12 protein-coding genes and 1 riboswitch are annotated in these 12,431 nt (G+C 45.0%); of the genes, 6 read left to right on the top strand and 6 right to left on the bottom strand.

Annotation, left to right across the window (positions count from 1 at the left end; all coding sequences use genetic code 11):
* Nucleotides 1-266: 266 nt before the first annotated feature.
* Nucleotides 267-1,781, top strand: a complete 1,515-nt coding sequence (locus FFM75_RS00900) for an ABC-F family ATP-binding cassette domain-containing protein (RefSeq protein WP_137627307.1) — start codon at nt 267-269, stop codon at nt 1,779-1,781.
* 127 nt (nt 1,782-1,908) lie between these two features.
* On the opposite strand, the gene FFM75_RS00895 is transcribed toward FFM75_RS00900, so the two are convergent.
* From FFM75_RS00895 to FFM75_RS00885, 3 genes are read right to left on the bottom strand one after another with little or no spacing between them, the layout of a single operon-like run.
* The gene (locus tag FFM75_RS00895; RefSeq protein WP_137627306.1) at nt 1,909-2,568 is read right to left on the bottom strand and encodes an energy-coupling factor transporter transmembrane component T; all 660 of its coding nucleotides are present in this window, start codon (nt 2,566-2,568) and stop codon (nt 1,909-1,911) included.
* A complete protein-coding gene (locus FFM75_RS00890) occupies nt 2,558-3,976 on the bottom strand; it encodes an ATP-binding cassette domain-containing protein (protein WP_137627305.1) in 1,419 nt (472 codons plus the stop codon). Before FFM75_RS00890 ends, FFM75_RS00895 begins: the two co-directional genes overlap by 11 nt.
* 13 nt (nt 3,977-3,989) lie before the next feature.
* Nucleotides 3,990-4,565: an ECF transporter S component gene (locus tag FFM75_RS00885; protein WP_137627304.1), complete on the bottom strand. Its 576-nt coding sequence runs from the start codon at nt 4,563-4,565 to the stop codon at nt 3,990-3,992.
* 106 nt (nt 4,566-4,671) lie between these two features.
* A riboswitch (TPP riboswitch) is annotated at nt 4,672-4,764 on the bottom strand.
* Nucleotides 4,765-4,911: 147 nt separating this feature from the next.
* On the opposite strand from FFM75_RS00885, the gene FFM75_RS00880 reads away from it, so the two are divergent.
* Both FFM75_RS00880 and FFM75_RS00875 read left to right on the top strand, forming a co-directional pair.
* Nucleotides 4,912-5,385 (top strand): glutathione peroxidase, encoded by a 474-nt coding sequence (locus FFM75_RS00880; RefSeq protein ID WP_137627303.1) that lies wholly within the window; start codon nt 4,912-4,914, stop codon nt 5,383-5,385.
* A gap of 15 nt (nt 5,386-5,400) precedes the next feature.
* Nucleotides 5,401-6,231 (top strand): aldo/keto reductase, encoded by an 831-nt coding sequence (locus FFM75_RS00875; protein WP_137627302.1) that lies wholly within the window; start codon nt 5,401-5,403, stop codon nt 6,229-6,231.
* Nucleotides 6,232-6,302: 71 nt separating this feature from the next.
* Here the strand turns inward: FFM75_RS00875 and greA are convergent, their stop codons facing one another.
* Complete coding sequence (greA, locus tag FFM75_RS00870) at nt 6,303-6,773, bottom strand: transcription elongation factor GreA (RefSeq protein WP_137627301.1); 471 nt, start codon at nt 6,771-6,773, stop codon at nt 6,303-6,305.
* Between the two features lie 229 nt (nt 6,774-7,002).
* Between greA and FFM75_RS00865 the strand changes: the two genes are divergently transcribed.
* Both FFM75_RS00865 and FFM75_RS00860 read left to right on the top strand, forming a co-directional pair.
* Nucleotides 7,003-7,494, top strand: coding sequence for a DUF4352 domain-containing protein (locus FFM75_RS00865; RefSeq protein ID WP_171001400.1), 492 nt, complete (start codon nt 7,003-7,005; stop codon nt 7,492-7,494).
* Nucleotides 7,495-7,780: 286 nt separating this feature from the next.
* Nucleotides 7,781-8,494, top strand: coding sequence for a glucosamine-6-phosphate deaminase (locus FFM75_RS00860; RefSeq protein WP_137627299.1), 714 nt, complete (start codon nt 7,781-7,783; stop codon nt 8,492-8,494).
* 93 nt (nt 8,495-8,587) lie between these two features.
* Here FFM75_RS00860 and FFM75_RS00855 read toward each other — a convergent pair whose 3' ends face one another.
* Nucleotides 8,588-10,006, bottom strand: coding sequence for a C69 family dipeptidase (locus FFM75_RS00855; RefSeq protein ID WP_137627382.1), 1,419 nt, complete (start codon nt 10,004-10,006; stop codon nt 8,588-8,590).
* Between the two features lie 69 nt (nt 10,007-10,075).
* Nucleotides 10,076-10,282 carry a hypothetical protein gene (locus FFM75_RS00850; RefSeq protein WP_137627298.1) on the bottom strand — a complete coding sequence of 69 codons (207 nt, stop codon included), beginning with the start codon at nt 10,280-10,282 and terminating at the stop codon, nt 10,076-10,078.
* 305 nt (nt 10,283-10,587) lie between these two features.
* On the opposite strand from FFM75_RS00850, the gene FFM75_RS00845 reads away from it, so the two are divergent.
* The gene (locus tag FFM75_RS00845) at nt 10,588-12,420 is read left to right on the top strand and encodes a PTS mannitol transporter subunit IIBC (RefSeq protein WP_137627297.1); all 1,833 of its coding nucleotides are present in this window, start codon (nt 10,588-10,590) and stop codon (nt 12,418-12,420) included.
* Nucleotides 12,421-12,431 lie beyond the last annotated feature (11 nt).

Below are 12,431 nucleotides of genomic sequence, written 5' to 3'. Positions count from 1 at the left end.
TTACTGAAAATGAGTGGGAGTTGCAAAATAATTTAAAGCATGCTAATCTATAACACAACTTATGAAAACACGAGGTATTCAGCCAATGCGCAACTAATTAATGTCATCAATGCTACAGTTTCACCAACTCACTTTAGGGGTGGACTGTCGTTTGTGGGATTAATTAGTGGCGCTGGCAGAATTCCAAAGCCAGCGGTCTCGGTCAATCTGAGGACGCTTTTTTTGTGCGCCGATTTAATCCCTGCTAAAAAAAGGGGGACACGTAAATGTCTGAAATTAACATGATGAAACTTGAAAAATTGATCAATGGGCGACCATTGTTTACAGTGGCACACTTAGTTGCCAATGGTGGCGACCGGATTGGGATTGTTGGCCGTAACGGCGCTGGTAAGTCGACGTTAGCGCATTTATTAACCGGTACGGATCATGATTACCATGGCCAACTGATCGTCGATGGAGTCGTGACATATGTCGCACAAATTGCGGCATCTAATGAACAGAGCGGGGGTCAAGCGATGATGGCTCGGGTCCGACAAGCGTTGAGCGTCCGACCAGAGATTTTGATCTTAGATGAACCGTCATCTAATTTAGACGAACCGCATCAAGCTTGGCTGATCAAGCAATTGCAACACTATCATGGCTTGTTGCTATTGATCTCGCATGATCGTCACTTGTTAAATGCTGTCACGACCCAAACTTGGGCCGTGCGCCATGGTGAATTCAAGGCTTATCCGGGGAACTATGCAGCTTATCGCACGCAGTTGGACCAACAAATCACTAGTCAACAAGCTGCCTACGTGCGTCAAAACCGGCATCAACATGATTTGAAGCTGGCCATGCAAGCGCGACATGAAAAAGCACAACGGCTTCGCAAAGGCAATCGGCGGATGACGCCGAGTGAACGATCGAATTCCAAATCATTACGCGAAGCGACCGCCGCTAAGCTGGATCGCAGTGCCAAAAAACTAGTTGAACGCGGTGAACGTGAGGCCAAAGTAACGAAGCCATTTACCACGACGGGCTTTAAATTAGTGGCGACTGATTTTCCCGCATTTACAGGGAAGACCGTCGTGACAGCAACGAATTTCACGTTGCGTCGTCAACAGCAAGTGCTCCTAAAACAAGCGACTTTTCAAATCAAGCCGGGTGAGCGAGTCGCCTTAGTGGGGCCAAATGGGAGTGGTAAAACGACATTATTGACCGCAATTTTGGCGCATCAAGCCGGATTAAACCTTGCCCCAGCGGCCAAGCTTGGCGTCTTCAAACAAGATATGACCGCGCTAGATGGACAATTGACAGTCTGGCAAACTGTACGCGCCGCGAGTCAGTTGCCAGATCAAACGGTGCGTAATGTGATGGGGGCGCTTGGCTTACCGGCTCGTTTTTATCAACAGTCGGTTGCCAGTTTAAGCGGTGGCGAGTTGGTTAAGCTACAATTAGTTGCGATTTTGGTCGGTAATTATAACGTGTTAATGCTAGATGAACCGACAAATTATTTGGACGTCGATGCCTTGGATGCATTAGCTGACTATTTGCAGCATTATCCGGGGACCGTTATCTTTGTCTCACACGATACGACGTTTCGCACGCAAGTGGCCACGCGCCAATTGACGTTTGATCAGCAACGCTTGATTGATCCAGCGCGCGTTACCGTTAAAGCAGCTGCACCATCAGACTTACCGTTATTACAGTTTAAATACGATCAAATGATGTTAGATCCTAGTGCCGATTCAGCAGTGTTACAGGCGTTACGCGCACAAATTGCGGCTGCTAAAGGGTAGCCAGGTAGCGTCGGCCAACCTGCAATTCCCATGTTTCGACAATTAGAGATGAAAACACTAAATGGCACTTGTTGAAGGTTCAAACTTCAGCAAGTGCCATTTTTGACTGATGTGCTAGTTTTCCTTTTTAGCGCCAAGGAATCACAAAGACTCCCAATTGTAAGCAACTCAAACCAAGCCCTAAAATCAACCAGTCGCGCAGTCGTAACCGTACTTGGCGATAATGGGTGCGGGGAGCATCTTCAACGTACCCATGCGACGCCATCGCTTGTGCCAAGTTTTGTGACCAGTTGATTGAAACTAGAATGGCCTTGAAGTACAGCTGTGGCGACCAAAAAGACAATTGTTGACCGCGCATCAAGCCAGCGGCGCGAATAATTTGGACTTCATGTTGAATCTTTGGAACCAAGTTATAAGCAGCCAATACGCCATAAGCGAATTTTGAGGGCAAATGCCAATTTTGCTCAAGGGCATCGGCTAGCTGCAAAATATTGGTCGTCAGTGTAAAGGTGGCGCCAGTGAAGACGAACGCGTAGATGCGGGTGAATAAGACCCAGGCCATGAGCGTCTTATCGCCACTACCATTAATATATTGCGTACTCCATAACCCAATCGCGGGTAATAATGGTACGATCAGTAGCCAACCGAGTGTTTTGAATTTGGTCCCTTTTAACAGTAGATAAAGTGCGGCCAATAAGACTAAAGCGATATTCAAGCTCACAATCGTGGTGAATGAGATTTCTAAAGCAATCAAGAGGAGCAGTAACAGTTTCAGGCTAGGATTCATGCGGCACCCCCTGATAGCGCAATTGTTGCTGATCGAAATGCAAGTGGTAGTCGATTAATGGCGTGAGTCCCGTTAATTGGTGGCTAATAATGACTAAGGTTTGCTGGGTCGCAGCTAAAGTCGTTTGCAGTAGTTGGACCAAAGCATTGATTGACGCTAAGTCGAGACCCTTTAGCGGCTCATCCATTAATAAGACCGGTGGCTGCATGATCAACATCAATAAAATCTGTAATTTCTTTTTTTGCCCTTCACTAAGGGTGTAAATCACTTGTTCATCACGGCCAGCGAGATTGAGTTGTGCCAAAGCTTGCTGAATGCGGGCAGTCGTAAAGTAAGTCCCCGCGGCATGTTTTTGGCTTTGAGCGAGTTCTTCTTGGACCGTAATATTTAAAAATTGCGTCTCCGCATCTTGAAATAACAAGGCGACTTGGCGGGCATAAGCGCGCCGTTTTAGCCGCTGGATATCTTGGCCGGCATAGCTGATTCGGCCTTGATAAGCGTGTAAACGCACCAGTGCCTCAAAAAAGGTCGACTTGCCACTGCCGTTGGGACCGGTGATCAAAGTGACATGTTGTTGAAATAAAGTCAGATCAGTTGGTTGCAAGAGCTGATGTTGGCCTTGCGTTAAGGCTAGTTGATGTAGCTTGAAAGCTGGCTGGCCGCTAGTCGGCTGTGGCCAAGTAGTCGTGGTTGATACCCGTTGTTCAAAGGCTTGAAATAATGCGGGTCGCTGGGCCACTGTGACGGGCACGATGTTGCGTGCTGGCGTTACTTTAACCACGTCGTCGACGAGGGCCTGATAGTCGGTCAAATCATGATCGGCTAAAATAATCGTTTTGCCGGCTTTATCACGTAATTGCACCAGCCGGCGTAATAAACTAGCGCGGGCAGTCGGATCAACACTCGCAAATGGTTCATCTAGTAAGATGACATCGCTATCCATGGCGACGATCACGGCTAAAGCAACTTTTTGCTTTTCGCCACCAGATAAATGTAACAATTTACGCTGACGTAAGGCACTAATGCCCACGAAGTCTAACGCCGCCGTGATGCGGGCAGCCATCTGGGTCGGGTCGACTTGGCGATTCTCAAGAGCAAACACCAATTCATTTTCGACCGTATCCATGGCGAATTGTTGATTTGGATTTTGAAATAGCATCGCGACTTTGGCCGCCCGGTCGGTCTGATCAATGGCTGACAAATTGACTTGGTCGTATTGAATCGCCGCTGGATCATCGAGCGGTAACAAACCAGTCATGAGTTTTAATAACGTGGATTTGCCAGTACCAGAAGGCCCAGTTAGTAAGGTGAAATGGCCGCTCGTAAAGGTTAATGACACGTGTTGCAAGGTCGGGGCCACCGCCTGTGGGTACGTAAACGTTAAATTATTGAGCGCGATGGTCGCCATAAATAACCTCTCCTTAGTTCGTGTGTGTTGACTTTAAAACGTGACTGCGGTCGAGTAGATCGGTGATCAAGCGGGTCAAGACGCCACCAAAGACAAACATCGAAATAAACCGGACGACTAAATAAAGTACTAATAGCCAGAGTTGGAGCTTTAAGTAGCCGTTTTTAGCTAAGTCCCAGCCAAAAGTGACGATGGTGGTCGTCAATGCCGAAGCAGTCAAGCCCAGCCAGTCATAATGTTTGTAGCGGGTGATAATGTAGCCGAGTTCGGAACCGAACCCTTGTAAGACCCCAGAAATCAAAGTTGCGGCGCCCCATTGGCCACCAAAGAACATTTCAACGACGGCGGCCAGTAATTCCCCGAGGGTGGCGGATCCTTTGAGCCGTAGCATGTAGCCAGCTAACATCCCGGGCATACACCAAATCCCGAGTAAGAGTTCATTTGCTAAGCCAGCGAGTCCAAATGGCGTGAGGGCGGCGGTTAATACATCGTATAAGTAGTTTGTCCCCATAAAAATCGCGCCAAAAAAGATCCCAATCAAGGCAATCAAAATGACATCACTTAACGTCCAACTTTTTGCCCATTTCATCAATAAAACCTCCCAAAGATTTTACATTCATGCTTCCGTGGAAACAAAAAACGCCTGCCACTAGTTAATTGCAACTAGTGACAGACGGCTAAGTCTTAAGTCAGTGTTCCCCAAATAAGCATTGCTCCCTGCGCTGGCATTATCCAGATTCAGGTTCAATGGGTATGATCTCAGCCGAATGGCACCCCAGTTGCTATGAATGATTACGTTCAGTGTACCGGAATTCAAATGAGAGCGCAAACAATTTTCCATCTTTTCGAGCAAAGTGTGTTCGAAAGTCACAAATTTGTGCTTTACTTTAGTTAAGCAACTTGTCGTTTTAAGGTAGACGAGGGAGGGAAAGCAAATGGCTTCAATCTATGATTTTACTGAAATTGAAATGAGTGGTGCGGCATTACCGCTCGAACAATATCGTGGCCAAGTCTTACTGGTTGTAAATACTGCCAGTAATTGTGGTTTAGCGCCACAGTTCAAGGGCTTAGAGACGCTTTATCAGAAATATCAAGCCGAAGGGCTAGTCGTTTTAGGGCTGCCCTCAAATCAGTTTCATCAAGAAAAAGCGGATGACGATGCGACCCATGACTATTGCCAACGCCACTACGGGGTGACGTTTCCAATGACCAAGCGCGTTGTCGTCAACGGTGAGACTGAAGACCCGTTGTTTACGTATTTAAAGCAAACTGCTGGTCATGGTCGGATTAAATGGAACTTTACCAAGTTTTTGATTGGGCGTGACGGTCGGGTGTTGAATCGCTTTGCACCAGTGACTCGGCCTGAAACATTTGAAGATGAGATTCGCGATGCACTCGCGGATCGTTAAGGAGGAATTTTGACGTTGGAAACATATACATTACGTGATGGGTTAACGTTACCTAAAGTTGGTTTTGGCACTTATAAATTAAATGGTGCGCATGGGGTACAAGTGATCGATTCAGCGATTGATCGTGGCTATCGCTTATTAGATACCGCCTTTAATTATGAAAATGAAGGGGTCGTTGGTGAAGCCGTGCGACGGTCATCAGTGCCACGTTCAGAACTGTTGATTTCATCCAAGTTACCTGGTCGGCATCATGCGTATCGTGAAGCGTTAGACACGATTCAAGAATCATTATTCCGCGCTGGTTTGGACTATTATGATTTATATCTGATCCATTGGCCAAATCCTAAGGAAGACCATTATGTTGAAGCTTGGCAAGCGCTAATCGATGCGCAAAAGTTTGGGTTAGTCCGGTCAATTGGGGTCTCAAACTTCTTGCCTGCCCATTTGGACCGATTGGCAAAAGAAACGGGCGTTCTACCGGTTATCAACCAAGTGGAATTACACCCATACTTCAATCAACAAGCCCAACGCGATTATGATCAAGCCCATGGAATCTTAACTCAAGACTGGAGTCCATTAGGCCGGGCCAGTGAAATGTTAACGAACGAAACGTTACAAACAGTCGCAGCCCATTACAATAAGAATGTTGGTCAATTGATCTTACGTTGGGAATTGCAATTAGGGACCTTGCCGATTCCAAAATCATCTACACCGAGTCGTCAAGCTGGCAACATCGATCTCTTTGACTTTGAAATCAATGCGGCCGATATGGCAACAATCAATGGTTTAAGTCACGCTGATGGCCGGTTGAAGAATCAAGACCCAGCGGTTTATCAGGAATTTTAAGCAACCTATATTAGGTCGAAAACAGTTATTAATGAAAAAGCGAGCTCAGGATTTTATCCTGAACTCGTTTTTTAGCTACGCTGAATATCGATGATCTTAACTTGATAACTGCCATTCGGCGCTGCTACCGTGACGACGTCATTAACCGTATGACCATCTAGTGCATGGCCGATTGGTGAGGTGAATGAGATCTTCTGGGCCTCCAGATTGGCTTCTTGTTTGCCAACTAATTGGTAAGTTACTTGGTCATGATCATCTAAGAATTCCAAGGTGACCGATTTGCCGATATCTAGTTTATCGTTGTCGGCTGGTTCAACGACTTGCGCATATTGGAGTTGCTTGTTTAAAAACCGTAGGCGACTTTCCAAACGACCTAAGTCACGTTTAGCGTTAGTATATTCCGCGTTTTCAGAACGGTCACCTAAAGCTGCTGCCGCGGCTAGGACTTTAATCCGGTGTGGGCGTTGTTGTTTTAAGGCTTCGATTTCTTGCTCGATAGCTTGATAGCCAGCGGGCGTCATTTTATTAAAGGTTGGTTCCATTGATAAAACCTCGCATGTTTGTTGGATTTTGCTGGGAATAGGGTACCACATTAGGTATTAGTTTGGAAATGGCAATAAAAAGTTCAGCGAGCCATATCATGGTCGATAGTGTTACAAACTTGATATTTAATATGAAATATTATTATTTATAATATATAAATAATAAACGTTATAGTATGAATTAAATTAAACCGATGATATCATGAGAAAAGATTGGAGGAGTGCGAAAATGAGAAAGTCTTTACGAACTGCAATGCTTGTGTGTGTTATTGTTTTTGTAAATGGGGTTACTGCGAATGCGATTATTAAGCCACGAAGTCGTTTACAGCTAAGTAAGCGCAAGATCGCGAAAACAACTGTGAACGTTGGTAACTTAAGGGTGCAAAGTTCAGATGAATTAGTTATTGAAGGCCAGCAAGTACGATTGGACCTAAATGTTAAAAATACTGGTACGAGGGAAGTAGTGTTATCAGGACTTAATTTTCAACTATTGACTCAAAATCGAAAATATAATGCGCTTAACGTCAGTACTATTAATCGTAACCAGCAAACTACCCAGCACAAAGATAGTTTCTTTTTTGAAACACTTTATCCGGAATCAAGCTTAAAAGGGACCATTGTTTTTGAGATCCCAGATGCTAATCAAATCAAAGGGCGGGTCTATTTAAAAATTGGTGAATCAGTATTTGGTTCAAAAAGTAAAACGGTCTTACTAAGTTGACAATTAAAATCCCCTAATGAGGATGTGTGAGTGTAAAAAAAATAGCCAACAGCTTCATCAGCCTTGGCTAGTCGTAGAGTTTCTCACGCTCTACGGAGTTACGAACAGGTTAAGTATAGGCAAACACGAGCTAAATTACAAATTTTAAGTTAGCCTAAAACACGATGAAAGCAATATTTGACACCGGTTACAAGATTTTTTAAACTTTTTTGGGCAAATCCCTTGAATTTCAGTCTAGACCAATATATAATTGGACTATACCAAATAAAGAGGGAGTCAGTTAATTATGAAAGTTATCGTAGTAAAGGATCAAGCTGCTGGCGGCAAAGAAGGATTTAAAGTATTCAAGAATGCCTTAGACAATGGGGCAAAAGTATTTGGGTTGGCGACTGGTTCTACGCCCGTAACAACTTATCAAGAAATCGTAAATAGTGATTTAGATTTCAGTAACTGTACATCTGTTAATTTGGATGAATACGTTGGTATCGCACCAGATAACGACCAAAGCTACAAATATTTCATGCAATCACACTTGTTTAACGAAAAACCATTCAAGGAATCATTCTTACCAAATGGTTTAGCAACTGATCCAGCTGAAGAAGTTAAACGTTATGACAAAGTTATTGAAGAACACCCAATTGATTTACAAATCTTAGGGATTGGTCGTAATGGTCACATTGGTTTTAACGAACCAGGGACTGATCGTAACGTGACGACTCACGTGGTTGATTTAACACCATCAACAATCGAAGCCAATGCGCGTTTCTTCGCTAGCGAAAATGATGTGCCTAAGCAAGCCTTCTCAATGGGCTTAGCTTCAATCATGAAGAGCAAGCACTTAATCTTAGAAGCCTTTGGCGAAAACAAGGCTGATGCTGTTAAGGGTATGATCGAAGGCCCTGACACACCTGACTTGCCAGCTTCAATTTTGCAAAACCACCCAGACGTTACCGTTATTATTGACGAAGCGGCTGCTAGCAAGTTAAGCAAAAAATACTAATTAGCTAATACCAATTAAAAAGACAAAGGTACCATCAATCAGCGAAAACGGTGATTGATGGTACCTTTTTTTGTTGGTTATTGTCAGGACTAGCTAAAGGTTTTGGCCCTTTTCCCAAGCGGTCTTCGATAAGTTCAAACCATGTTTGACAATCGTATCGAATAACTGATGGGTCCGGCTAGAAATCTCACTAGCGGTGGCTTGATTGGCTTGGGTCAAAGCGGTCGTCACATCACCATCACTGACGGCGGCATCGGTAACTGCCACACGCCCGCGCGCATAAGATTGACAGCCATTCTTAAAGGCGTTGACTGCTTCAGCGTAGTCATGCCAATGTGGTTCGATTAAGACCGATAACGTCTTATTCAACCAATAAACGTTATTGACGTCGACATCGGCGCTTGCGTTGCGGTAATCAATTGGGGTGTCATTAATATTGGTAAAGAATGGCATGTATGGGGCGTAAGCAAAGAAGCCCATAGCGACCCATTGAATGGCTGCGCGGTCGGCAGGGACATCGTTTCGGATTTGGAGAATCGATGAGCATTGATTCCGATCCATCGCAATGGGGCGATATTTCCGTTGGTCAGCTTCAGAACCGGAAGCGTAGGTCCCAAACGGATCATAAGGGGTGCCATTGTAGTGTGACGACAAGAAAGCTTGGACGTCTTCGATCGCTAATTGATGACTAGGTTTGCGACACATTGGCATATCTTGGGCGGTTGGTTGTTGTTCAATTTCGGGATTGAATAACTTTTGGCCGTACCAAGTCCGTGGGGTGTTGTAATAGGCGTCATCTTCACCGTGCGTGCCAAAAATTGTGCGGAAGTTAAAGCTGTCTGGATTAGGATTCAAATGATAGTTGTCAACGAAAGCTAATAAGTCAGTGGCACCAAGAAAGTTGTTCGTATCGGTCAAGTCCATGGTTTGAACGACAGTTTGGTTGGGCACAATGGCATAAGTGTCATCAGGTAAGCGCATCGCGCCCCAGTGATGCCCACCAGCGGTTTCTAAGATCCAAATATCATTGTGGTCATTAAAGGCGATACTATTACTTTCGCCAGTCCCATACTTTTCCAGTAAAGCGCCTAAACGTTGGACACCTTCTTTAGCCGTCTTAATATAAGGTAAGACAAGTGAGACCATCGCTTCTTCATCGACCCCGTCAGTGACCAATGGGTCGTAACCTAAGACCCGGGGATTAGTGGCAGTCGTTTCAGTGGCACTCATGCCAACATTGAATTCATTAATGCCGGCCTCTTCATATTGACCATCGCTTTGGTCAGCTTGTGGTGTAGCTGTGTAACGATAAGCATGGTCAGGTAGTGGCACAGTGACTCCAGTTGTCACGGAAGTATAGGTGGCATTGGGTTGATCAGCCGCCGCGTGAACGACAAAATTGATTGGATTAATGGGCCCGTAACCGTCTTCATTACGAGCCACAATTGTGGAACCGTCGATCGTGGCGGCCTTTCCTACTAAGATTTCAGTACAATCAGAACTTTTCTTCATCATTAGTTCTGCCCCCTTTGTACTTTTCAGTATAGGAGTCTGAAGATAGAAAACAATGGGCAAGGGGGATTACTTAGAAAAATGACGGTCAAGCCAATCACCATATCGGCGACCTAACCACTTTAAGCCGTCAGTTAGATAATAGCCTGCCAGACCAATCGGAATCGTCCAAAGATAGGTCCTTAAAGGGAGTGGGTGTTGGAAATCAATGAGCGCGATGACGAAGCAAGTGACGACATTATCTAGCAGATAGCGGAACCAACGTTTCTTTAACATCAGACGGCCTTCTCTTTTGAGTTGTGGTGTGCTTAATCGTTAATATTAAAAAAATAGCGCCATAAAAACGCGTGACTTTACTTGTGAAACCGTAATCATTATCGCACATTCTGCTATTTTAGAAAAGGCTACCATTGCTTTTACATCAGTGATTGTAGCTAATCGTGTCAAAAATAAGTGTTGTGAATCGGTGAGTTTAATTGTGGCACACTTTGCTGTGCCACCGCTCTGCCTAGAACTTCTTGAAACCGTTTTCTAAGCTCGTTATGATGTAAGAGTAAAGAAAAGGAAGGAGCTTATATCTGATGAGTGAAAATAGTACAGCAACCCAATCCGCTCCTGTTGCAAAGAAAAAAGTGGGCATCAAAGCCCGCGTGCAAAAGTTCGGGAGTGCGTTGAGTAACATGGTCATGCCGAACATCGGCGCCTTTATCGCTTGGGGCTTAATTACCGCCATCTTTATGGCCGGTGGTTGGTTCCCAAATGCAGATTTAGCTAAGATGATTCAACCCATGGTCCATTATTTATTGCCATTATTGATAGCGTTTACCGGTGGGAATATGATTGCCGGTCACCGTGGTGGGGTCGTTGGTGCGATCGCCACCATGGGTGTGATTGTTGGGTCAACCATCCCAATGTTTATTGGGGCCATGATTATGGGGCCTTTAGGTGGTTGGTGCATTAAGAAGTGGGACGATGCCATTTCAGACAAAGTCCACAGTGGCTTTGAAATGTTAGTTAACAACTTCTCCGCTGGGATTATGGGGATGTTATTAGCAATCCTCGGTTACTTTGGTATTGGACCATTGGTTGCCGGTGCCAGTGCCGCAATGGCGGTCGGGGTTAACTGGATTATTAAAGCCAACCTCTTACCATTAGCCAATGTCTTTATTGAACCTGCGAAGATTTTGTTCTTGAACAATGCGATTAACCAAGGTATTTTGACACCACTTGGGATTCAAGCGGCTGCCAGTGCTGGGAAGTCAATTCTGTTCTTACTTGAACCAGATCCAGGTCCAGGTCTTGGGATCTTATTAGCCTTTGCCTTATTTGGTAAAGGGAGTGCCAAGGCTTCCGCACCAAGTGCGATGATTATTCACTTCCTTGGTGGGATTCATGAAATCTACTTCCCATACGTTTTAATGAAGCCAGCGTTGTTCTTAGCCGTTATTGCTGGTGGGGTTACTGGGACCGCTACATTCAGTCTCTTAAACGTTGGGTTACGTTCAACCCCATCACCTGGTTCAATCATTATGTTGTTTGCGATGGCCCCACGAAGCATTTCAAACTACATCGGGTTGATTATCGGGGTAACGTTAGCGACCTTAGCGTCATTCCTTGTGGCGGCCATTATTTTGAAGCGCGACAAGAGTATGACTGATGATTCTTTAGCTGCGGCTAAGGGTCAAATGAGCGATATGAAAGCCACTAAGAATGGCGAAGCAGTTTCTACTGAAGAAGCAGCTGATGTGATTGCTTCTTATAAAGATGTGGACCACATTATCTTTGCTTGTGATGCTGGGATGGGTTCATCCGCAATGGGGGCTTCCTTATTACGTGATAAAGTCAAAAAAGCTGGCATCGATATGTCCGTCACCAATACCGCGATTAGCAACTTGAAAGATGAACCTGGGTTGTTAGTCATTACGCAAAATGAATTAGCTGACCGGGCCACCCAAAAAGCGCCCCATGCATTACGGATCGCCGTTGATAACTTCTTGAGCAGTCCTAAGTATGACCAAGTCGTGGTTAACTTAAAGGCTCGTGATCAAGTCAATGATGAACCAGCGCCAGCTTCTGCCGCACCCGCGGCTCCTGAAACTGATGCGACCGCTTTACCAGCTGACTTGGACTTAACGACCGTTGAAGAAGTGGTCTTTGTCCATCATGATAGCCACTTAGGGACGGCCACAATGGCAACATCCTTAATGAAGGGTCGTTTGAAGAAAGCCAATAAGCAAGCGGTTGTGAAGAACTTAGGTATCGATGAATTACAAGATAACAATAGTCTCTTAGTTGTTTCAACATCAGAAGCTGCTAAGAACTTGAAGACCCGGTACACCCACGTTCAAGTGCTAGTTACCGACGATCTTCTGAACTCACCTAAATATGATAAGATGGTAGCAGGATTAAAATAAACCGTTATCAT

The sequence above is a fragment of the Lactiplantibacillus daowaiensis genome, assembly GCF_005405085.1.
Classification (GTDB): Bacteria; Bacillota; Bacilli; order Lactobacillales; family Lactobacillaceae; genus Lactiplantibacillus; species Lactiplantibacillus daowaiensis.
The sequence above is the reverse complement of the archived record's forward strand: the minus strand, read 5'-3'. Positions and strand labels throughout refer to the sequence as shown.